This is a genomic window from Nocardioides sp. AN3 (assembly GCF_054653495.1).
In genome coordinates this window covers 1-20,873 of record NZ_BAAIGC010000026.1, presented here as the reverse complement: position 1 = coordinate 20,873, position 20,873 = coordinate 1, and the positions used below count along the sequence as shown (strand labels likewise).

The window sequence follows — 20,873 nt, the reverse complement described above, 5'->3', positions numbered from 1 at the left end:
ACTGCCAGCGACGACTTCCCCGAGCCGGAGACCCCGGTGAAGGCGACCATGGCGTTGCGAGGGACGTCGACGTCGACGTTGCGGAGGTTGTGCTCGTTGGCGCCGCGGACGTGCACGAAGCCGTCGGTCGCGCGGTGGTCACGGGCTCTCGTACCCAACCCGAGCGCAAGTGGTACCTTTCCTGTGTTGGAGGGAGCGGTTGCGCTCTCGGCCGCCGACCAACGGCGGCGCATCTTCTTGTTCTCTTGGTCTTCGGTTCAACTGGGCATCAGGTTCGCGCAGGTGGCTCTGACTGGCAGCGGGCATGGTGTCCGCGCCGCTGAGATCGAGGATTCACATCATGGCTCAGGGAACCGTCAAGTGGTTCAACGCTGACAAGGGTTTCGGCTTCATCGCGCAGGACGGCGGCGGCGACGACGTCTTCGTTCACTTCTCCGCCATCCAGACCCAGGGCTACAAGAGCCTGGACGAGGGTCAGAAGGTGGAGTTCGACGTCACGCAGGGCCCGAAGGGTCCGCAAGCGGAGAACGTGCGCGCCATCTGAGGCTTGCACATCACCGCTGTGAATGCCCCGGACACCGCTGTGTCCGGGGCATTCGTGCGTCACGCGCGCAGACATCGGCCACCGTGCCGTGCCTAGTCTGGGGGTGTGCCCGACCCCGCCGAGATCGATGACCGGATCGACCGCGCGAGTGCGCGACCGTTCGGACGGGGGTTCCACCTGCGCACACGCTCAGGCTGTCTCCGACCGAGATCGTCCCAGGCTCGAGCACCGCACCGTAGATCCCGAAGTTCGCGCCCAGCCCCAGTTCGGAGTCCTGACGGCCACGGTAGTCCAGGATCAGACGGAGCGTCTGAAGGTCCACCGCTCCGGAGTCCGGGTTCCGGGTAGTGGCAGCACAGCGCTTCACCGGACCGCCCGCGCGCAGGACAGCGCCGCCGACCTGGAGGCGCTCCCCGGTCCACGTGTCCTCGACGGGCGCGCCCACCTCGGCAATCCCGTCGACCAGCACCTCATCGTCACGGGCGACGACGAGTCGTCGACCGTCCGCGTCATACGCCGCGCTCAAGCCGTACAGCCCGGGATGGCGCGTGCAGCTCTGGAGCGCTTCGTCGTCGTCGACGAGGTAGAAGAGGCGATCGCCGACGACGCCGCGCGTCGTCAGCTCGATCGAGTCAGGATGGCGGAGCGACAGTCCTTTGATCGCAGTCACCGACAGCCGGGTGACGGTGTAGTCGAGCCGCACAGGTCAAGCCTCGCACGCGGTTCGAGCACCGGCTGACGTGGGTGGAGGCACGCCGCTAGCGGCGAAGAGACGCTGCCGCGTGGGGCGATGACGCGGGAGTACGGGCCGAGTTGCACTGAGAGCAGACGCGCGACCCCTAAGGCTCTCCTAAGTGCGGGCTAAATCGGGGTCAAGGGCTGTGGCGAAGCGAGTGTCTCCAGAATGGATCGGCTACAAAGGCATCTTCTTGCCCAGTCCGGGTGGTCCTGAGTCCTCAACCTGTTTGGAGAGATCGTGTCTTCTACCGACACTCGCCAGCCCGCCGCCAGCGAAGCCGCTCGTTCGGTCAGAACCCGAGACCCGCTGTTCGCCTCGGTTGTCGGTCTGACCGCGCTGGTGATTCTCCTGCAGGGCCTGTGGGCCGGCCTCTTCATCCGTGAGGGCCGCGACTTCGACGCCAGCTCCTCACAGTCCATGTTCGTCCAGGTCCATGATTGGGGTGGCCGCGCCGCCATCCTGCTCGCCCTCGTCTCGCTCGTGGTCGCCGTCTGGCGGCTCCGGTCACGACCGAGCCTCATCGTCGGCACCGCCGCTCTGCTGCTCCTGGTGATGCTCGAGGGCTTTCTCGGTGGCGGGATCGGCGACCACCCGAGCTGGCCCGGTCTTCACATCCCGCTGGCGATGGGCCTGATGGCCCTCTCGGTCTGGCTGCCGCTTCGTGCCGCGCGCGACGCTGAACCGGTCCGCTAGCCCACAGCCGTTGATGGAGGGCGACAGCAGCGGCGGCGAGCACGCCCCGCCGTACTCGAGCGTCGAACGGTGGCTACGCTTGAGGCTCACCGCGATCATGGCGCTGCTGTGGGCGTCTGCGCCCACCAGGTGGAACAGGAACCGAGGTTGACATGCCGGCGAGCCGATCCGCTCGCGAGAGGAAGGCCGCCGCTGAGGGCGGTGCCCTCGCGACGGTGAGGATCGACGTCGGCGCCGACGGGCGGTTCGTCTACAAGATCAGCTGCTCCGAGTGCACCGTCAAGGGCGACCGCACGTGGTCCGCCTATCGCCCCGGGGAGGACAACGGGTTCATGGCCGCCATGGATCGATGGATCTTTCACCTGAAGGAGAAGCACCCCGACGGCGACGCGCCGTGCATGGCCTACCTCTCAGCCGCCCAGCAGCGTCTTCACGCGCGGCGCGAGCAGCGAGAGATGTGAGCGGCGGGACGCTGACAGCGCTGCCCTGCGGGACGGGCTTCACGTTTCGGCCGCCCGCCGAGGTGGGCACCCTCGGGACATGTCTGCGCTCCGTGTGCGAAACGTCGGCAGGTATGCCGCCCTGGCCCGACTGCTGGCCCGTCACGGGCGCTCCGACCTGATCTCCGGTGCCGGTCTCGAGGAGTTCGCCTTCGACGAGGGTCGACCTGCTGCCGCCAGAGGCCCAACGTCCGCGAGGTCGCCCGCGAGGACGTGGAGACGCTGTCTCGGCTGGCCGGAGTCATGGCAGCCGCGATCGAGGCGAAGGAGTTCGCCTCGATGCTGCCGAAGCGCGGCAACCGGATCCTCGACGATCTCGCCGAGGGTGAGTTCAGCATGCGTGTGCGGGTCCTCGACGAGGAGCGGCTGCACACGGTGCTCCACCGTGTCGCGAACCGGGTGACCATCGGAATCATCATCGCCGCCACCATCCTGGGCGCGGCGATGATGATGCGGGTGCCCAGCAAGGATCGGGTGTTCGGCTACCCCGCGATCGCCATGGCGTTCTTCACCTTCGCGGTCCTGGCAGGGGCCGCACTCGCATGGTGGATCGTGCTCACGGACCGCAAGGTCGCGCGGGCGGCGGGCAGGCAGCGCGGCGTGTCGCGGCGCGAGTGATTCGGTGGCCGTCGGTGCCCTCACCTAGGCTGAGCGGCACACACGGGAAGAAGGAAGAGGAGGTTGCATGAGCGAGATCGTCGGGTATGTCCCAGGCGTCTTCGACCTCTTCCACGTCGGGCATCTCAACATGCTGCGGCAGGCGCGGAGCCGGTGTGACGTCCTCGTCGCCGGCGTCGTCTCCGACGAGATGTGCGAGCTGGGCAAGGGCATCAGCCCCACGGTTCCGCTGGAGGAGCGCGTCGCGATCGTGGACGCGATCGGCATGGTCGACGCGACGTACGTCGAGGTGACGCTCGACAAGCGCGACGCCTGGCGCGAGGTCGGCTTCCACCGCCTGTTCAAGGGCGACGACTGGAAGGGCTCGGCCAAGGGCGACCGGCTCGAGAAGCAGATGGCCGAGGTGGGGGTCGAGGTGGTCTACTTCCCGTACTCCATCCAGACCTCCAGCACCGCCCTGCGCCGGCACCTCTCCCGCAGCGGGGAAGCTGCGTCATGACCGCGACGGCGGTGCCGACTCGCGCGGCGGCCGGTCGGGTGGAGATGAACGACGCCGGCCTCTTCATCAAGGGCGTCGGGGCTCACAGCCCAGCGGTCCTCGTCCACTTCGACGGGCGGCACATCTGGTCCTTCACTCCCTCCGTCGACGGCCTGCAGACCCACGGGGGCACGTCGATCGGGTGGCCCGGCGTCCTCCTCCCGTTCCTCCAGGGTGCGGCGAGGGTCCGCCTGGCCACTCTCGACGGCTCCGAGGTCTACTGCGACATCGAGCACCGGTTCGGCGCGGGCGAGGGCCGGGTGGAGTTCGTCGACCGGCACGGCCACCCGTATGCCATCGACAAGATGGGCCACCTGACCCGCTCGTTCGAGGAGACCTCGGTCGACATCAAGCGGGAGATCCTGGCGGCCACCCAGACCGTGATCCGCGAGCTGCACGAGCGCTGCGGGGTTGAGGCCTTCCTGGGGTACGGCGCCCTTCTGGGTGCCGTGCGGGAGGGCGGGATGATCGCGCACGACACCGACACCGACGTCTGCTACTTCACCCGCCACACCAACCCGACCGACATCATCCTCGAGACGTTCCACATCGAGCGCCAGCTCAAGGCGCTGGGCTGGAACGTGATGCGCATGTCCGGCGGCGACCTCAAGGTCATCTGGGTGCTGAGCGACGGCGGCGCCTGCCACATCGACATCTTCTCGGCGTTCGTCATCGACGACCTCTTCTACGTCCTCGGCAACCGCAGCGGCCACTTCGACCTGGCCGACCTGCTGCCCCTCGGCACGATCGAGCTCGACGGCCACGAGTTCCCGGCGCCCCGCAACCCCGAGGCCATGCTCGTGTACTGGTATGGGCCCTCGTGGCGCGTCCCGGACCCGGCCTTCATCCCTGCCGAGGACCGGCACGCGATGAAGCGGCTCGACGGGTGGCTGCGCGGCTTCCGGCAGGGCATGGGCGCCTGGACGCCGCTGCTGCGCGGCGCTCGTCATCCCGGCTCACCGTTCCTGACGGAGGGGTCCGACTTCGCCGCCTGGGTGCACGCCCAGATCCCGTCCGGTGACGCGGTGCTCGACCTGGGCGCCGGCAACGGGCGCGACAGCGTCTGGTTCGCCGCCCAGGGTCATCCCGTGCGGTCCTCCGACTACTCGCGCCGCTCGTCCATCGAGACGCGCGCGCTGGCGCACAGCAAGGGCGTCGAGGGTGTCCGAGCCCGCCAGGTGATCCTCAACGAGATGCGGCACGTCCTCCACCTGACGGCGCGGCTCTCGCGCCAGCCCCACCACATCTACGCCCGGCAGCTCGTCGGCTGCCTCGACGACGCCGCACGCGACAACCTCTTCCGGCTCGGCGCCGGAGCGCTGCGCGGCGGCCAGTCCATGTGGCTGGAGTTCGCTGTGCCGCACCCCCGCGCCCCGCTCCCGGAGCCGGCCGGACTGGTCGCGCGCGTGGATCCCGACATGCTGACCGAGGAGATCGAGCGCAGCGGTGGGCGTGTCGTCCACCTCGAGGTGGCTCCCGGCGTGGACATGTTCGATAATCCAGACCCGGCGGTGGCTCGGATGCGCGTCATCTGGCCCGGTCGGCGCAGCGCCGATGCGGGCTCCGCGCCGACAGAGAAGAAGGAGAGCGTCTGATGGCGAACGCCAAGGCGGAGAAGGCCAAGGACCTGGCGCGCAAGGTGCGCAACCGGGTGCGTGACACCGGCGTGCTCGACCGCACCCTTCGCGTCCGCGTGCAGCGGCTCGAGCGTGAGCTCGAGGCCGACCGGCAGCTGCACCGCAAGATCGCCGAGCTCTCCGACGTCGTCACTGAGCTGCTCATCCCGATCCAGGACCGCGACGAGGCCCGCGTCTCCGAGGTGCTGGCCCAGTACCGGAAGACGATCTGACCAGGCCAGGCTCCGTGACATCCGCTGAGATCAGCTCGGAGGGGATCTGGCTCGAGGAGCCGCCGTCCGAGCCGGTGACGGTGCACTTCGACGACCGCTACCTCTGGTCCTTCACGCCGCCGCGCGACGGAGAGCAGCGCGAGGGCGGCACCTTCGTGCCGTGGCCGGGCAACCTGATGCGGTTCCTCGACGGGGTGGTGCAGATCCGCCTTCAGGACGTCGAGGGCCGGCAGGTCTGGTGGGACGCCGAGCACCGGTTCGGCACGTCCACCGACCGCGTCGCCGTCGTCGACCAGTTCGGAGTGCCGCTCTCGGTCGACAAGGTCGGACATCTCGGCCGTGCCTTCATGGAGACCTCCGAGGAGATCAAGCAGGAGCTGCTCGAGGCTACCCGCGAGGTCCTCACCGTGCTCCACGAGCAGTGCGGCGCGGACGCCTACCTGTGCTACGGCGCGCTGCTGGGCGCCATGCGCACCGGCAGGATGATCGGACACGACTCCGACGTCGACCTGTGCTACTACAGCCACCAGACGACCCCCGTCGACATCATCCGGGAGAGCTACCGGATCGAGCGGATCGTCAAGGCCCAGGGCTGGACCGTGACGCGCATGTCAGGAGCCGACATCAAGGTGGTCCGCAAGCTGTCGAACGGCGCCCTGTGCCACATCGACATCTTCGGCGCCTTCACCATCGCGGGGACCTTCTACCAGCTCGGCAACCGCAACGGACAGTTCGACGCGGCAGCTCACCTCCTCCCGCTGGGCACCGTGACGCTGGAGGGCGTCGAGCTCCCCGCGCCGAAGGACCCCGAGGCGATGCTCGCCTTCATCTACGGGCCGCACTGGAAGGTGCCGGACCCGTCGTTCGTCCACCGGGACAACCCCGTCGGTGTCGCGCGGCTCGATGCCTGGTTCCGCGGGTTCCGCGGCGACCTGGCTCTCTGGAACGACGTCTACGACCAGCGCGCGGGCCAGGTTCCCTCCGGACCCTCCGACTTCGCCCGATGGGCTGAGGCGCTCATCGGAGCCGGCGAGAGGATCGCGGACCTCGGCGCCGGGACGGGCCGCGACAGCCGATGGTTCGTCGAGCGCGGCCATCGCGTCCGCGCGATCGACTTCTCCCGGCGCTCCTTCATCCGCACCCGCGAGATCGAGGGTGTCCACGCCGACCAGACCCAGCTCAACGAGCTGCGACGAGCCCTGCTGCTCGGCGCCCGGCTGACCCACGACCCGCACCACCTCTACGCCCGCCAGCTGCTCGGCTGTCTCGACGAGTCCACGCGCGCGAACCTCCTCAGGATCGCCGGGATGTCGCTGCGGGGCGGACAGTCGATGTTCCTGGAGTTCTCCGCGACCGCATCCGGCGCTCCCGCGCCCGACCCCGGCCACCTCGTCCGACGTCTCGATCCTCGACAGGTGGCGGCCGAGATCGAAGCCGCCGGTGGCAGGATCATCCACGAAGAGACCGCCGCGGGCGTCGACATGTTCGACGGCCCCGACCCGGCCGTGTGTCGCATGCGCGTCATCTGGCCACACCCGAAGGAGAAGGACTGATGGTCGGCACCGAGCCCCTGCGTGAGCGCGTGGCGCGGCTGGAGCAGGAGGTCGCCGACAACCGCGTCCTCCGCCGGCGGGTCGAGGAGCTCGCCGAGCAGCTCGCACAGATCCTCGTGGCCGTCGAGGACAAGGACCACGCGAGGGTCGAGGAGCTCGTCGCGGCGCTGCGCCGATCGGTCTGAGGTGCCGCGCTGCGAGATCGACGAGCGAGGGCTCGTCCTGACCGACGCGCCGAACGTGCCTCTGCTCGTCCACTTCGACGAGCAGTACGTCTGGTCGTTCACCCCCGGCCGCGACGGTGCGTCCGAGGGCAACGCCGTTGTCGTCGGGTGGCCGGCAGTGATGCGGCCGCACCTGTCCGGCACGACGCGCATCCGCATTGCGACGTACGACGGGGACGTGGTGCTCCACGACGGCGAGGTCTCCTTCGGGGCCGGTGAGGGACGGGTCCGCTTCGAGGACGAGCACGGGGCGCCGTACCACGTCGACAAGGTGGGCCACCTCGCCGTGGCCTTCGCGGACACATCCGACGACATCAAGCGGGAGGTCCTCGAGGCCAGCCTGACCGTGCTCCGGGTGCTGCGGGAGGAGTGCGGGCTCGACGCGTACCTCTGCTACGGGGCCCTGCTCGGTGCGGTGCGGCAAGGGACGATGCTGGGTCACGACTCCGACGTCGACATCGCCTACTACACCCCTCACACGGTGCCGGCCGACATCATCGCCGAGAGCTTCCGGATCCAGCGGCACCTGCGCAGCCGCGACTTCCGTGTGCTGCGCATGTCGGGCGGCGACATGAAGGTCATCTGGGCGCTCTCCGACGGGACCGACACCCAGATCGACGTCTTCTCGGCCTTCACGATCAACGGGACCTTCTACCAGTTCGGCAACCGCAACGGCATCCTCGACGTCGACGCCGACCTTCTCCCGCTCGGCACGATCACCCTCGAGGGCCTCGAGTTCCCCGCGCCCAAGCACCCCCAGGCGATGCTCGCCTTCGTCTACGGGCCTCGGTGGCGTGTGCCCGACCCTGGCTTCCGCTACCAGGACAGCCGGATCGGCACGCGCCGCCTCGACGGTTGGTTCCGCGGCTTCCGCAGCGAGGTGACGTCGTGGGCCGAGGTCTTCCGGGCTCCTGCGGTCGAGGTCCTGCCCGACGGGCCGTCGTCCTTCGCCCGCTGGGTCGAGCCGCAGCTCGGCGCCGCTGCGAAGGTCGTGGACCTCGGAGCAGGCAACGGACGTGACGCGTTCTGGTTCAGCTCCCAGGGCCACGAGGTCCTCGCGGCCGACTACTCGCTGCAGGCGCTCGCGCACATCCAGCAGCGGTGCGACCAGGCCGACGACGAGCTCATCACCCCGGAGCTGTTCAACCTCAACGAGGTACGCCGGTCGATGCACCTCACCGCGCGCTTGGTCCGGGACCCGCACCACCTCTACGCGCGCGGTCTCGTCGGCTCCCTGGACGAGGCGGCTCGGGACAACCTCCTGCGCCTCGCCAGCGCGGTGCTGCGCCGAGGCGGGGCCCTGTTCCTGGAGTTCTCGGCGGCGGTGCCGGACGTCGACCTCCCGCTGCCGGAGCCTGCTGGACTCACCCGCCGCTTCGACCCGGAGCGGCTCCGGCGGGAGGTCGAGGAGCGCGGGGGTGTGGTGGAGTTTCTCGAGATCGGGCCGGGGACCGATATGTTCGACCAGCCAGATCCGGCCGTAGCGCGCATGCGGGTGGTCTGGCCTCATCCGTGAGGATGCACAACTTCATCTCCGGTTGGTCTGCCGGGCTGGTGCGCCAGTCCCGCCAGGCGGGCCGGAACCGATCCCCGGTTGGTCTGCCGGGCTGGTGCGCCAGTCCCGCCAGGCGGGCCGGAATCAATCCCCGGTTGGTCTGCCGGCAGGGCCCGCCTGACTTTGAATCAGGACTAGCGACGTAGGTTCGACTCCTACCCGGGGAGCACAGCGGCCGCTCGGTGCGTCTCTCGAGCCCGACACGCCGACGCGATCGGCGTGTCGGCCGATTTCCACGCAGCGACGGGCCGCGCCGTCGTACGCCCGCGCCGGGGCCGAGACCCGGTCATGCCGCCAGCGGGATGCTGCCGGGCATGACCGTCGGCTCGCACGCGCACGTCTCGCTGCAGGCCAGGTAGGTGTGCGTTGCATGGCCGCACCGCGGACACGGCAGGTCGTGTGAGAGGTGAAGCTGGCTGACCTCGACGGTGTCCCACATGGCGGTGCCTCCTGTTCGGTCCGGTCGTTCTCCTACTCAGACGACGAATGGGCGCGGCCGGATACGACAGGGCGCCCGATCCGCGCAGGCGGGCCGACCCGGCCGCAGGCCGCACCGTAGGCTCGGCACCGTGAGCGAGCTGACTGTCGTCGTCCTCGCCGCCGGCGGCGGCACACGCATGAAGTCGAAGACCCCCAAGGTCCTCCACGAGGTCGCAGGGCGCAGCATGGTCGGCCACGTGCTGGCCGCCGTACGCGCCCTCGCGCCCGCCCGCGTCGTCACCGTCGTCGGCCACCAGCGCGAGCTCGTCGAGGCCCACGTCAACAGCCTGATGCCCGAGTGCGTCGTCGCCGTGCAGGAGGAGCAGCTCGGCACCGCCCACGCGGTGCGGATCGCGGTCGAGGCGCTCGGGCAAGCGCGGGGCACGGTCCTGGTGGCGTACGCCGATACCCCGCTCCTGCGTGCCGAGAGCCTGCGGTCCCTCTTGGACGACCATGTCGCTGCGGGCAACGCCGTGACCATCCTGAGCGGCGTCGTGGCCGACCCGTTCGGGTACGGCCGGATCGTCCGTGGCGGCGACGGCGGAGTCGAGGCGATCGTCGAGGAGAAGGACGCCACCGACGAGCAACGTGGCATCGACGAGATCAACTCGGGGATTCTCGCATTCGACGCCTCGTTCCTCATCGATGCGCTCGGCAGGATCGACAACGCGAACGCCAAGGGGGAGTACTACTTGACCGACGCCGTCGCGCTCGCCCGGGCGGCCGGGCTGGCCGTCGGTGCGCGTCCCGTCGTGGACCCCGCTGAGATCGAGGGGGCCAACGACCGTGCGCAGCTTGCGGCACTCGGGGCGGTGATGAACCGGCGCATCGTGACCCGGTGGATGCGTGACGGCGTGACGGTGGTCGACCCGGCAACGACCTGGATCGACGCCGACGCGGAGCTGTCGGCCGACGTCACCGTGCTGCCGGGCGTGCAGCTGCTCGGCGCCACGAAGGTGGAGGAGGACGCGGTGATCGGGCCTGACTGCACCCTCAAGGACTGCGAGATCGGTCCTGGCGCTCGCGTCGTTCGCACCCACGCGACGCTCTCGGTCATCGGCGCCGGAGCCGAGGTGGGCCCGTTCTCCCATCTGCGGCCTGGGACGGTGCTTGACGCGCGAGGAAAGATCGGCGGCTTCGTCGAGACGAAGAACGCCCACATCGGCGAGGGCGCGAAGGTGCCTCACCTGAGCTACGTGGGCGATGCCGAGATCGGGGAAGGCGCCAACATCGGTGCCGGCACGATCTTCGCCAACTACGACGGCGTCGCCAAGCACCGCACGGTCGTCGGGCCGCACGCCAAGACCGGCTCGAACAACACCTTCGTCGCGCCCGTGGCCATCGGCGACGGTGCCACCACGGGCGGCGGGACCGTCGTGCGCGAGGACGTGCCGCCCGGGGCTTTGGCCGTCAGCGCCGGTCCGCTGCGGATCATCGAGGGCTGGGCGCAGCGTCGCCGCGCGGGCTCGGCGCAGGCGACCGCCGCCGAGGCGGCGGCCAAGGCGGCCGACGGGCGAACGGCAGATGGCCGGGAGGCGTCTCACCAGGCCGACCCCGGAGTTGGGCGGACAACGGCCGGTGAGGGAGAATCGTGACGGATCGGGCGGCGGATCCAGTGCCTCGAGTCAGGAGCGGCTTGTGACCGGAATGAAGAAGACCACCGAGAAGCACCTGATGGTCTTCACCGGGCGGGCCCACCCCGCGCTCGCCGAGGAGGTCGCCGACCTGCTCGGCACCGACCTGGTCCCGACCAGCGCCTACGAGTTCGCGAACTCCGAGATCTACGTCCGCTACGAGGAGTCCGTCCGCGGCTCCGACGCCTTCGTGATCCAGAGCCACACCGCTCCGATCAACGAGTGGATCATGGAGCACCTCATCATGGTCGACGCGCTCAAGCGGGCCTCGGCCAAGCGGATCACCGTCGTCATGCCGTTCTGGGGCTACAGCCGCCAGGACAAGAAGCACCGCGGACGTGAGCCCATCTCGGCGCGTCTCATCGCCGACCTCTTCAAGACCGCCGGCGCCGACCGCATCATCAGCGTCGACCTGCACGCCGACCAGCTGCAGGGCTACTTCGACGGCCCCGTCGACCACCTGATGGCGCTGCCGATCCTCGCCGACTACATCAAGGAGAAGTACGGCGACCAGGAGCTCGCCGTCGTCTCCCCGGACGCAGGTCGGATCAAGGTGGCCGAGCGCTGGTCGGCCCGCCTGGGCGGCGTACCGCTGGCGTTCATCCACAAGACCCGTGACATCACGCGGCCCAACGAGACCGTCGCCAACCGCGTCGTCGGCGACGTCAGCGGCAAGATCTGCGTGCTGACCGACGACATCATCGACACCGGCGGCACGATCGTGAAGGCCGCCGAGGCGATCATGGCCCACGGCGCCGCAGGCGTCATCCTCGCTGCGACGCACGCGATCCTGTCCGACCCCGCCGTCGACCGTCTCAAGAACAGCCCCGCCGTCGAGGTCATCGTCACCAACACCCTGCCCGTGAGCGAGGACAAGCAGTTCGACAAGCTCACCACGCTCTCCATCGCGCCGATGGTGGCGCGTGCGATCCGTGAGGTCTTCGAGGACGGCTCCGTCACGAGCATGTTCGACGGACACGCGTGATCTGATCTGCGCCTCCGCTCGCTCTGGCGCGGTGTTGATGGCGCTCGCTCCGCTCGCGCGGCCGCGACGCTCGTGACCCTTGCCTTCCTCCGCTCCGCTCGGTCGCTGGGGCTCCCTCGCTGCGCTGCGTCCAGGCAAGGGCGCGCCGCGGTGTTGACGGCGCTCGCTCCGCTCGCGCGGCCGCGACGCTCGTAACCCTTGCCTTCCTCCGCTCCGCTCGGTCGCTGGGGCTCCCTCGCTGCGCTGCGTCCAGGCAAGGGCGCGCCGCGGTGTTGACGGCGCTCGCTCCGCTCGCGCGGCCGCGACGCTCGTGACCCTTGCCTTCCTCCGCTCCGCTCGGTCGCTGGGGCTCCCTCGCTGCGCTGCGTCCAGGCAAGGGCGCGCCGCGGTGTTGATGGCGCTCGCTCCGCTCGCGCGGCCGCGACGCTCGTGACCCTTGCCTTCCTCCGCTCCGCTCGGTCGCTGGGGCTCCCTCGCTGCGCTGCGTCCAGGCAGGGGCGCGCCGCGGCGGCAGGAAGATGCCGGGGTGGGCGGCGATTTTCGAGTGCGGCTGCGACAGCCCTACACTGTTGCAGTTGCCTCGGCGAGGGAGCCCCACTGACACAGTGACTCCGTGATCGACAGGGCTGGCTCACACGCCGCGCGCCCTGATGCTCGCGGCGTTCTGTGTCTCTCGGAGTCTCTCGGCCGGGCGCGGCCGACCACTGACCCGATTCCCCGAGGAGCACACCATGACCAGCGAGAAGATCACCGCCGAGAAGCGCACCGAGTTCGGCAAGGGTGCGGCCCGCCGCATCCGTCGCGACAACAAGATCCCGGCTGTGGTCTACGGCCACGGCTCCGACGCCATCCACGTGACCCTCCCCGGCCACGAGACCATGATGGCCCTCAAGCACCACGGCCAGAACGCGCTTCTCGAACTCTCCATCGACGGCAAGACCCAGCTCGCGCTGACCAAGCAGGTCCAGGTGGACCACATCCGCCGCGTGATCGAGCACATCGACTTCGTCGCCGTGAAGGCCGGCGAGAAGGTCACGGTGGACGTCCCGGTCGTCACGGTCGGCGAGGCCGTCGCGGACACGCTCGTCACCCTCGAGCATGCCGAGATCTCCCTCGAGGCGGAGGCCACCCACGTGCCCGAGTCGATCGAGGTCTCGATCGAGGGTGTCGAGGCCGGCACCATGATCACCGCCGGTGAGATCACCCTGCCGCCGGGCGTGACCCTGGCCATGGACACCGACGCCCAGGTCGTCAACGTGGCCGCCGCCATGACCGCTGAGCAGCTCGAGGCCGACCTCGAGTCTGCCGAGGCCGAGGCGGGCATCGTCCACGACGAGCCCGAGGCCGCCGCTCCCGAGGCCGCCGAGGCCGAGTGACCACGAGCACGTCCGACGAAGTCTGGCTGGTCGTCGGCCTGGGCAACCCCGGGCCGACGTACGCCGGGCACCGTCACAACATCGGGTATCTCGTCGCCGACGAGCTCGCCCGGCGGCTGGGTGGGAAGTGGAAGTCCCACAAGACCGGCCGCGCCGACGTCGTCGAGGGCCGCCTGAGCATGGGCGGCCCTCGGCTCGTCCTGGGGCGGCCGCGCACGTACATGAACGAGACCGGCGGCCCGGTCAAGGCGCTCGCGACGTTCTACAAGGTGACGCCCGACCACCTCGTCGTGATCCACGACGAGCTCGACATCCCGTTCGACACGATGCGCGTGAAGCTCGGCGGCGGCGACAACGGCCACAACGGGCTGAAGTCCCTGCGGGGCAGCCTGGGCACGGGGGACTTCTACCGTGTGCGGGTCGGCATCGGCCGCCCCCCGGGCCGTCAGGACGTGGCCGACTTCGTGCTCTCGAACTACTCCGCGGCCGAGCGCAAGGTGCTCCCGTTCCAGGTCGACACCGCCGCCGACGCGGTCGAGTGCCTCGTCAGCGAGGGCCTGGAGAAGACCCAGCAACGCTTCAACTCCTGACCCGGCGGTGCATAACCCGGGGCTCGGCGGTGCGCAACCCGGGGCTCGGCGGTGCACAACCCGTGGCTCGGCGGTGCACAACCCGAGGCTCGGCGGTGCACAACCCGAGGCTCGGCGCAGGGTCAGTAGGCGCCGCGATGTCCGAGGACAGCCTGCATCGTCCTGCCGATGATCGAGAAGTCGCGTGAGAGCGACCAGTTGTCCACGTAGTCCAGGTCGAGGCGGACTGACTCGTGCCAGGAGAGGTCCGAGCGGCCGGAGACCTGCCAGAGGCCGGTCAGGCCGGGGCGAACGGCGAGGCGGCGCAGCGGATCATGGTCATAGGCAGCGACCTCCGTCGGCAGGGCCGGGCGTGGCCCGACCAAGGACATCTCGCCGCGCACGACGTTGATGAGCTGGGGCAGCTCGTCGAGCGAGTAGCGCCGCAGGATCCTCCCGATGCGCGTCACTCTCGGGTCCTGGCGCACCTTGAAGAGCACCTGGTCGACCTCGTTGGTGAGCTTGTCGCGCACGGCCTCGGCGTCGGCGGTCATGGTGCGGAGCTTGAGCATCGTGAAGTGCCGTCCGTCGCGGCCGACCCGGCTCTGGCGGAAGAGCGCCGGGCCGGGGGAGTCGAGCCGCACGAGCAGGGCCAGGCCCAGCAGGACGGGGGAGAGGAAGACCAGGGCGAGTGCTGCGGCGGCGCGCTCCCACGCGATCTTCGCGAAGCCTACGAGGCCCGACTGCCGCGCCGCGGTCACCTCGGTCACACCGAGGCCGTCGAGGTCGAGTGTCCGCGAGCGGCGTACGGAGACGTCGGTGAGGCCGCTCATCAGGAGGAGGGGCAGCGCGTGGCCGTCCGGCCCGTGCTCGAGCTGCCACGACAGACGTTGCAGGGCTCGACCGGAGAGCTGGGGGCTCGGCACGGCGAGGACGACGTCGGGGCGCTCCCGGTCGAGGTTGACCGGGAGGTCGTCCGGCGTGCAGCCGCCGACGACGTCGACCTCGCGGCCAGCCATCACGGCGACATGCGACATCGCGACTCGCAGGTCGCCCCCATCGCCGACGACGAGTGCCCGCGGCCGGACGTCGGCCCGCCGTCGCGCGCGCTCGATCAGGACCGCTGCCATGAGCGTGACGGCCGCGAGACTCGCCACGACGACCAGCATCGCCGCCGAGTCGAGCCCGAGCCGAGCGCCGAGGACCCACTGCGCGAGCGCGAACGCCAGCACGGCGCGAAGGATCCCGCGCCGGTGATGGTGTCCGAGCGCACCGGCCGAGGGCGCACGCCCGGCGACCGCGCGCAGCGCCACGGGCCACGCGAGCACGGTTCCGGTCATCGCCCACGAGAGCTCGCCGATGCCGCCGGCGACGGCGGCGACCCCAGCGCCGGCGGTCAGGCCGGAGAGCGGGAGGACCGTCGCGCTGTGCCGCACCCGGACCACCCCCCGCACGTGCGCGGCGGACCCGGTCGACGACAGCGCGGTCGAGACGGTGACCACTCGAACCCCTCCCACGGCCGCTTTGACTCGGCCATGGCCCAACCTAGGAAGGACCTGCGTGCGGGGGCATGCCGTAAATGCGGGAAGAACCTGACGGGCCCCGTCGGGGGCGGTCACAGCGCTGGGGCGCGCCAGCCGATCTGGTGGGCCAGCCCGACGGCGGCGAGCTGGGAGGAGACATGCAGCTTGGCGAGGATGGACTTCACCTGGGTGCGGACGGTGGCCTCGGAGACGACGCTCATGGTCGCGATGTCGTGGACGGTGTGACCCAGCATGAGGTGGCCCAGCACCTGGGCCTCGCGCGAGGTGAGCTGACCGAACCGCTCCTGGATGCCCTGGGTCTCGCGCCGCTGCTCGTGCCAGGCACGCAGCAGCTCCTCGCGCTTCTCGTGGGTCATCACGGGCAGCCCCGCGTTGATGCGGCGCACGATCGCGAGGATGTCGTTGAGCGGCTGCGACTTCGACAGCGTCGCCCGCGCTCCGTGACGCAGCGCCTCGCCCCACCGGCCGTGATCGGCCGAGGCCGTCACGACGACGACGTTCGCGCCGGCCTTGGCGAGGGGCGCGATCAGCCGTACGCCGTCCCCGAACCCGCCCAGATCGAGGTCGAGGAGGACGATCCGGGGTCGCAGCCGCAGCAGGTTCGTCAGGAGCGTGCTCGCCGACGTGCTGTCCTCGGGCACGTCGATCCGGTGGACGTCGTACCCCTCCACCGACAGGGCGAGGTCGAGCGACTCGGCGAAGAGGACGTGGTCCTCGACGATGAGGATGCGGACCTGGCTACGCGAGGTCGGCTGCTTGGCCTGTGTCATCGTCGCCATCTCGTCCCCCCTGGTGGTTGATGGTGCCGGCTGGCAGCCCCATCACGAACGTCGCTCCGCCTGCCCTTCCGTCGCGGATCTCCAGATATCCCCCTTGTCGCTGCATGAGCTCGTGCGCGATGTGAAGACCGATGCCCTGACCGCTCGACCGGGGGCCCCGGGCGCCCCAGTCGAAGAGCCGCCGCCGCAGCGAGTCGTCGATCCCCGGACCATCATCATGGATGGCGATCTCGACCGTGTCGCCCTGCTCGGTGATCGTGACCTCGGCCGTGGAGTGGCCGTGCTTGGCGGCGTTGTCGAGGAGGATGTTGACGACCTCGGCGACCGCGTCGGGCTGTGCGTTGACGCAGAGGCCGGACGGTGACCAGCGGACCCTGTTGCCCCGGGCCTCCTGGGAGAGGATCAGGGTGCTGATCGTCTCGTCGAGGTCGACCAGGCGTGGTGCTGACGCGTCCGTGGGCCGGGACATCAGCCGCTCGAGACGGCTGAGCTCGGCGAAGATCATGTCCTCGAGGAGCCGGCGGCGTTGTTCGGTGATACCGCCGGAGGATCGCAGCAGACGGCTCGCCGAGGTGATGCCGGCGACCGTGGAGTTGATCTCGTGGAACTGCGCGCGGTGGACCCGGATGCCACGCTGCGCACGCTCCAGCTCGTCGTTGAGTGTGCTCCGGTTGTGCTCGTCGACCTCGACCTCGATGAAGAAGAGCGAGAGAGAGGTGCTCACCAGAGCGACGGCCCCCACGGTGTCGCCGGCGACCGCGGCCACGTGGGCCGGTGTGCCGTCGCCGACATAGAGGGCGAGGTGGGCCCCGCCGATCAGCACGATCGCCAGGGCCATCCGCTGGCGCGCCCACGGTGGAAGCGACTGCACGCGCAGCAGGAAGATCCCCGTGACCACGAAGGCGACGAGCGCCACCGTGGTCACGAATGCCGTCGGCAGCTGGTCGCCGAGATCGGGCTTGGCGTCGAGCCACGCGAGACGGAGGACGCTCACGACGGCACCGAGTGCGAACCCCGACGCCGCCGGGTCGGGACGAGCGGTCACCAGGTGCCCGAGGGTCACGGCGAACAGCACGACGAGCGCGACCGTCAGATCGGCGGCCAGCACCCACAGTCCGCCGACCGGCTCAGGGAACTGGATCAGCTGCACGGCCGCGAGCATCAGTCCCTGGCAGCCGACGAGCGTGACGGCGAAGGCGGTCCACGCCAGGCCGGGGCGCGGGTTGATCCGCCATGCCGCGTAGCAGGCGATGGCGGAGACGAGCGCCGCCGGGGACACGATCACACCGTCGAAGTGCGCCATGCCGGCAAGCCGGTCACTGTCGGTCGCGAAGAGGCTCAGCGACAGGACCGGAAGAAGGACGATGCCCAGGACCAGGCAGGTGCGTCGCCAGGTCCAGCTCCCCCCCGGTATGCGTGCCGCTGTCATGCTCAGGCCCCCAGCCCCCAGCGAGGGTCACACCGGCGTCTCGTCCCCGTCGATCCGCCGGTCATGCGGCGCAGCGCACCGCAGGCCCCCAGGTCAGTCAATCCTCCAGAACCGCTCGAAGGTATTGCGGACCCCGAGAATCCCGCTCTCCCCGGCCCCGACGCTATACCCCAATGTGGGGATAGGTAAGGCGAATGGAGAAGTTCAGGATCCGTGCGAGTCACCAGCCGCCCGGGGGGCGCCGGCGTCGCCGTGGGGGAGATGACGCTGACGCGAGGCCCGTCGCCCTCCTCTGGGGGACAAGTGAGGAAGACGCTGCAAACAAGCCTCTCGCACGCTTCGGCTCCCTTTCCGAGCGGCTGGTGGCGACTTCCAGCATCCTCTGGAGCCGCCCTGCGGGCATCCCCAAATATAGGGGAGCGGTGGCGCGGGCCCCCCGCGGAGGCCGCGGTCCGACGAACATGGCGGGCGACGGGAGGGCCGTCGGCAGTCGGGTCAACGTGGCCGGCTCGGGCGGGTGAGCTCATGGCAACGTCGCCGGCACCGGAGCGCCTGAGGGTGCTCGTCGCCTCCGACCAGGCACTGATCGCCGAGGCGGTGCGCGCGGCGCTCGCCAGCCGAGGTCACGACGCGCTCGTCGTGCGATGGCCGGGCGAGGCCCGGTCCGGCGAGCCTCGCCCAGGCGAGAGCCGGGCCCAGGGGCCCCGTCAGATCCCGCGGAAGGACGCCGCCCTCGAGGTCGGCCTGCTCCTCAGCGACGTCGACCGGTGGTCGCGGATCCGCACCGCGATGCTGGTCGTCGAGCGGATCCGCGTTCCCTGGGTGGCCCTGACCACCTCGGAGCGGGGACCTGCGTGGGGCGCGCTGCTGTCCGCTGGAGCAAGGCTGGTGCTTCCGGGAACGACCCGGCTCGACCGGATCAGCGAGCTGCTCTCCGCCGTCGCGCAGGAGCAGCTCGCCACGCCGGCCGACGAGCGGGTCGAGCTCGAGGCGGCCTGGTCGGAGATGCGCGCCCATCACGATGCCGTGGCTGAGCGGTTCGCGCGGCTCTCCCCGCGCGAGCGCGAGGTGTTGCGGCTGATGTACACCGGATCCTCGGTCGCCCAGATCGCCGAGATGCTGGAGGTCTCGCCGGCCACCGTGCGCAGCCAGGTCAAGTCGGTCCTGCGCAAGCTCGACGTCAACTCCCAGCTCGCCGCCGTCGCGGTCTTCGACGACGTGCTCGATGTGCTCGACCGTCGCCCGGCGATCCGGCCGCCGAAGCCCCGTCAGCCGGAGTCGTCGGCTCGGGAGCGGTCGGCCGGACGAGTGTCGGCTGACCAAGCGTCCGGTCGTCCGACTCCGAACCGACGCATGTCGCCTTGAGTCCGGTCCGACGGCGGGCACCAACGCCCCGCCGTCGGGTCGCCGGACCTCAGAGTGTGGGCGGGTGCCAGCCCACTTGGTGCGCCAGGCCCACGGCGGCCAGCTGGGAGGAGACCTCCAGCTTCGCCAGGATCGACTTCACCTGCGTGCGCACGGTGGCCTCGGACACCACGCTCAGCACGGCGATGTCGTGGACGGTGCGGCCCTGCATCAGGCGCCCCAGCACCTGCGACTCGCGGGCCGTCAGCAGGGCCAGCCTGCCGAGCAGCTCCTGCAGCTCCGAGCGCTGCTGGTGCCACGTGCGCAACAGGTCCTCCCGCTCCTCGTGCGTCAGCACGGGCAGTCCCTCGTTGATCCGACGGACGGTCGCGAGGATGTTGCTGAGCGGCTGCGCCTTGGACAGCACCGTGCGGGCGCCGTACCGGATCGCCTCGCCCCACCGGGCGCGGTCCGCGGACGCGGTGACGACCACGACGTTGACGCCGGCCTTCGCGAGCGGCGCGATGAGACGCACGCCGTCGCCGAACCTCCCCAAGTCCAGGTCGAGCAGCACGATCCTCGGTCGGAGACGCACGAGCGAGGAGAGCAGGGTGCCCGGCGAGCCGGAGTTGTCCGGGACGGGGATACGACGTACGTCGTACCCCTCGACGGACAGGACCAGCTCCAGCGACTCCGCAAAGAGCATGTGGTCTTCGACGATGAGGATCCGCAGCTGGGCCCGAGAGCTCGGCGGTTGCGTGACCGGCATCGTCATGGTCATGCCCGGCGCCTCTGCTGGGCGACGCACACCGCCGCGGCGACAGGTTGCCGGGCGATGCGCCAGTGGGCAGACGTGCCCACAGCTCTGAACGCGTACATCTGTCTGGTCCCCTCGTTGGCTTCTCAACCGGGGCGCTCGACCGCAGGGCCGAGCAACACGTGCCCCCGAGGGCCCCTCCCCTTGTGTCCTAGGACGTCGTCCCGCTCATGAAGGTAGTCATTGGGAGCCCGCATACCGCATGAAGCGGATGCGTTACCTCAATTTGAGGATCGGGCGTCGGAGGCGCGCCGTGAGGGCCTCACCGCATGCCCCTCCCTAAAACTGGGGGATGCCAGACGCGGCTGACGTGACGCATGTCGCACGCCCAGACGATGGGTTTCGGATCACCGGGCCGCGAGGCCTCGAGCGAATGCAGGTACAGGGATTGTCTGGGTCGCAGCCGGCACAACGACTTCGCATCGCGGTCGCGTCTGAGCAGGCGCTGGTCGCGGATGCCGTCCGAGCCAGCCTGGCAAGCCGCGGTTTCGCCGCCACCGTCGTGCGCTGGCCCGGAGAGCCCCGTGGTGGGATACGCCGCGGCGGCAGCCGGGACGGCTACGACGTCGGGCTGCTGATCAGCGAGCTCGACCGCTGGCCGCGGCTGCGCGCCGCAGCCCTGCTGATCTCACGTGTGCCGCTGCCGTGGGTCGTCCTGACCGCCGTGCCGAACGGACCCATGTGGGGTGCCGTGGTCGAGGCGGGGGCCACCCTGGTCCTCCCCAGCACGACCGGCTTCAACGAGGTCTGCCAGGTGGTCGTCGACGTCGCCGCAGGACGCCTGGAGACTCCACTCGCCGAGCGCGAGCGGCTCATGGGCGTGTGGAGCGCCCTGCTCGAACGCCGGGAGATCGTCGAGCAGCGGGTGCAGTCGCTGACGCCCCGGGAGCACGAGGTGCTCACGATGCTGTACGCCGGCGACCCCGTCGCTCGCATCGCGCAGCTGCTCGAGGTCTCACCGGCCACCGTGCGCAGCCAGGTGAAGGCCGTGCTGCGCAAGCTGCACGTCAACTCCCAGCTCGGCGCCGTCGCCACGCTCGACGACCTGCTGGAGATGGAGTCCATGGAGCTGCACTCGGTGGAGCTGCGAGCCTAGCTGGATT

The 20,873-nt window shown here is 70.1% G+C and carries 21 protein-coding genes and 1 tRNA gene; 17 read left to right on the top strand and 5 right to left on the bottom strand.

The window, feature by feature from the left end; all coding sequences use genetic code 11:
• The first annotated feature begins 340 nt into the window (after window positions 1-340).
• The gene (locus tag ACYQ1K_RS21665) at window positions 341-544 is read left to right on the top strand and encodes a cold-shock protein (protein ID WP_459985380.1); all 204 of its coding nucleotides are present in this window, start codon (window positions 341-343) and stop codon (window positions 542-544) included.
• Between the two features lie 10 nt (window positions 545-554).
• On the opposite strand, the gene ACYQ1K_RS21660 is transcribed toward ACYQ1K_RS21665, so the two are convergent.
• Window positions 555-1,247: an MOSC domain-containing protein gene (locus ACYQ1K_RS21660; RefSeq protein WP_459985378.1), complete on the bottom strand. Its 693-nt coding sequence runs from the start codon at window positions 1,245-1,247 to the stop codon at window positions 555-557.
• A gap of 273 nt (window positions 1,248-1,520) precedes the next feature.
• Here ACYQ1K_RS21660 and ACYQ1K_RS21655 point away from each other — a divergent pair, with 273 nt between their 5' ends.
• The 14 genes from ACYQ1K_RS21655 to pth all read left to right on the top strand — a co-directional run bounded on the left by ACYQ1K_RS21655 (window position 1,521) and on the right by pth (window position 13,878).
• Window positions 1,521-1,976 (top strand): COX15/CtaA family protein, encoded by a 456-nt coding sequence (locus ACYQ1K_RS21655; protein ID WP_459985377.1) that lies wholly within the window; start codon window positions 1,521-1,523, stop codon window positions 1,974-1,976.
• 152 nt (window positions 1,977-2,128) lie between these two features.
• Complete coding sequence (locus ACYQ1K_RS21650) at window positions 2,129-2,437, top strand: hypothetical protein (RefSeq protein ID WP_459985376.1); 309 nt, start codon at window positions 2,129-2,131, stop codon at window positions 2,435-2,437.
• 252 nt (window positions 2,438-2,689) lie between these two features.
• Window positions 2,690-3,094, top strand: a complete 405-nt coding sequence (locus tag ACYQ1K_RS21645) for a hypothetical protein (RefSeq protein ID WP_459985375.1) — start codon at window positions 2,690-2,692, stop codon at window positions 3,092-3,094.
• Window positions 3,095-3,161: 67 nt separating this feature from the next.
• Window positions 3,162-3,593 (top strand): FAD synthase family protein, encoded by a 432-nt coding sequence (locus ACYQ1K_RS21640; RefSeq protein ID WP_459985374.1) that lies wholly within the window; start codon window positions 3,162-3,164, stop codon window positions 3,591-3,593.
• Window positions 3,590-5,227 (top strand): LicD family protein, encoded by a 1,638-nt coding sequence (locus ACYQ1K_RS21635; RefSeq protein ID WP_459985373.1) that lies wholly within the window; start codon window positions 3,590-3,592, stop codon window positions 5,225-5,227. The genes ACYQ1K_RS21640 and ACYQ1K_RS21635 overlap by 4 nt, the downstream gene beginning before the upstream one ends.
• Window positions 5,227-5,481 (top strand): DUF6752 domain-containing protein, encoded by a 255-nt coding sequence (locus tag ACYQ1K_RS21630; RefSeq protein WP_459985372.1) that lies wholly within the window; start codon window positions 5,227-5,229, stop codon window positions 5,479-5,481. Before ACYQ1K_RS21635 ends, ACYQ1K_RS21630 begins: the two co-directional genes overlap by 1 nt.
• A 14-nt stretch (window positions 5,482-5,495) precedes the next feature.
• Window positions 5,496-7,034, top strand: coding sequence for a LicD family protein (locus ACYQ1K_RS21625; RefSeq protein WP_459985371.1), 1,539 nt, complete (start codon window positions 5,496-5,498; stop codon window positions 7,032-7,034).
• Entirely contained in the window at window positions 7,034-7,219 is a 186-nt protein-coding gene (locus tag ACYQ1K_RS21620) for a DUF6752 domain-containing protein (protein WP_459985369.1), read from the top strand. Before ACYQ1K_RS21625 ends, ACYQ1K_RS21620 begins: the two co-directional genes overlap by 1 nt.
• Window position 7,220: 1 nt before the next feature.
• On the top strand, window positions 7,221-8,774 hold the full coding sequence (locus ACYQ1K_RS21615) for a class I SAM-dependent methyltransferase (protein WP_459985368.1): 1,554 nt from the start codon (window positions 7,221-7,223) through the stop codon (window positions 8,772-8,774).
• Between the two features lie 127 nt (window positions 8,775-8,901).
• Window positions 8,902-8,980, top strand: a tRNA-Gln gene (locus tag ACYQ1K_RS21610).
• A gap of 402 nt (window positions 8,981-9,382) precedes the next feature.
• Window positions 9,383-10,888 carry a bifunctional UDP-N-acetylglucosamine diphosphorylase/glucosamine-1-phosphate N-acetyltransferase GlmU gene (glmU, locus tag ACYQ1K_RS21605; RefSeq protein WP_459985367.1) on the top strand — a complete coding sequence of 502 codons (1,506 nt, stop codon included), beginning with the start codon at window positions 9,383-9,385 and terminating at the stop codon, window positions 10,886-10,888.
• A 43-nt stretch (window positions 10,889-10,931) separates the two neighbouring features.
• On the top strand, window positions 10,932-11,912 hold the full coding sequence (locus ACYQ1K_RS21600; protein ID WP_459985366.1) for a ribose-phosphate diphosphokinase: 981 nt from the start codon (window positions 10,932-10,934) through the stop codon (window positions 11,910-11,912).
• 731 nt (window positions 11,913-12,643) lie between these two features.
• The gene (locus tag ACYQ1K_RS21595; protein ID WP_459985365.1) at window positions 12,644-13,288 is read left to right on the top strand and encodes a 50S ribosomal protein L25/general stress protein Ctc; all 645 of its coding nucleotides are present in this window, start codon (window positions 12,644-12,646) and stop codon (window positions 13,286-13,288) included.
• Window positions 13,285-13,878 (top strand): aminoacyl-tRNA hydrolase, encoded by a 594-nt coding sequence (pth, locus tag ACYQ1K_RS21590; protein ID WP_459985363.1) that lies wholly within the window; start codon window positions 13,285-13,287, stop codon window positions 13,876-13,878. The genes ACYQ1K_RS21595 and pth overlap by 4 nt, the downstream gene beginning before the upstream one ends.
• Window positions 13,879-14,000: 122 nt before the next feature.
• Here the strand turns inward: pth and ACYQ1K_RS21585 are convergent, their stop codons facing one another.
• The 3 genes from ACYQ1K_RS21585 to ACYQ1K_RS21575 form a co-directional block, all read right to left on the bottom strand.
• Window positions 14,001-15,359, bottom strand: a complete 1,359-nt coding sequence (locus tag ACYQ1K_RS21585) for an exopolysaccharide biosynthesis polyprenyl glycosylphosphotransferase (protein WP_459985362.1) — start codon at window positions 15,357-15,359, stop codon at window positions 14,001-14,003.
• Window positions 15,360-15,472: 113 nt separating this feature from the next.
• Entirely contained in the window at window positions 15,473-16,171 is a 699-nt protein-coding gene (locus ACYQ1K_RS21580) for a response regulator (protein WP_459985361.1), read from the bottom strand.
• A complete protein-coding gene (locus ACYQ1K_RS21575) occupies window positions 16,140-17,609 on the bottom strand; it encodes a sensor histidine kinase (RefSeq protein ID WP_459985360.1) in 1,470 nt (489 codons plus the stop codon). Before ACYQ1K_RS21575 ends, ACYQ1K_RS21580 begins: the two co-directional genes overlap by 32 nt.
• A gap of 525 nt (window positions 17,610-18,134) precedes the next feature.
• On the opposite strand from ACYQ1K_RS21575, the gene ACYQ1K_RS21570 reads away from it, so the two are divergent.
• A complete protein-coding gene (locus ACYQ1K_RS21570; protein WP_459985359.1) occupies window positions 18,135-18,974 on the top strand; it encodes a helix-turn-helix transcriptional regulator in 840 nt (279 codons plus the stop codon).
• Between the two features lie 49 nt (window positions 18,975-19,023).
• Here ACYQ1K_RS21570 and ACYQ1K_RS21565 read toward each other — a convergent pair whose 3' ends face one another.
• Window positions 19,024-19,734, bottom strand: coding sequence for a response regulator (locus ACYQ1K_RS21565; protein ID WP_459985358.1), 711 nt, complete (start codon window positions 19,732-19,734; stop codon window positions 19,024-19,026).
• A gap of 424 nt (window positions 19,735-20,158) precedes the next feature.
• On the opposite strand from ACYQ1K_RS21565, the gene ACYQ1K_RS21560 reads away from it, so the two are divergent.
• Window positions 20,159-20,866, top strand: a complete 708-nt coding sequence (locus ACYQ1K_RS21560) for a helix-turn-helix transcriptional regulator (protein ID WP_459985357.1) — start codon at window positions 20,159-20,161, stop codon at window positions 20,864-20,866.
• Window positions 20,867-20,873 lie beyond the last annotated feature (7 nt).

What these genes read in the sequence shown, in the direction of transcription:
- ACYQ1K_RS21665 (WP_459985380.1), top strand. Translation starts at nt 341, where the DNA reads ATGGCTCAGGGAACCGTCAAGTGGTTCAACGCTGACAAGGGTTTCGGC.
- ACYQ1K_RS21650 (WP_459985376.1), top strand. Translation starts at nt 2,129, where the DNA reads ATGCCGGCGAGCCGATCCGCTCGCGAGAGGAAGGCCGCCGCTGAGGGC.
- ACYQ1K_RS21640 (WP_459985374.1), top strand. Translation starts at nt 3,162, where the DNA reads ATGAGCGAGATCGTCGGGTATGTCCCAGGCGTCTTCGACCTCTTCCAC.
- ACYQ1K_RS21635 (WP_459985373.1), top strand. Translation starts at nt 3,590, where the DNA reads ATGACCGCGACGGCGGTGCCGACTCGCGCGGCGGCCGGTCGGGTGGAG.
- ACYQ1K_RS21630 (WP_459985372.1), top strand. Translation starts at nt 5,227, where the DNA reads ATGGCGAACGCCAAGGCGGAGAAGGCCAAGGACCTGGCGCGCAAGGTG.
- ACYQ1K_RS21620 (WP_459985369.1), top strand. Translation starts at nt 7,034, where the DNA reads ATGGTCGGCACCGAGCCCCTGCGTGAGCGCGTGGCGCGGCTGGAGCAG.
- ACYQ1K_RS21595 (WP_459985365.1), top strand. Translation starts at nt 12,644, where the DNA reads ATGACCAGCGAGAAGATCACCGCCGAGAAGCGCACCGAGTTCGGCAAG.
- ACYQ1K_RS21580 (WP_459985361.1), bottom strand. Translation starts at nt 16,171, where the DNA reads ATGACACAGGCCAAGCAGCCGACCTCGCGTAGCCAGGTCCGCATCCTC.
- ACYQ1K_RS21575 (WP_459985360.1), bottom strand. Translation starts at nt 17,609, where the DNA reads ATGACAGCGGCACGCATACCGGGGGGGAGCTGGACCTGGCGACGCACC.
- ACYQ1K_RS21570 (WP_459985359.1), top strand. Translation starts at nt 18,135, where the DNA reads ATGGCAACGTCGCCGGCACCGGAGCGCCTGAGGGTGCTCGTCGCCTCC.
- ACYQ1K_RS21565 (WP_459985358.1), bottom strand. Translation starts at nt 19,734, where the DNA reads ATGACCATGACGATGCCGGTCACGCAACCGCCGAGCTCTCGGGCCCAG.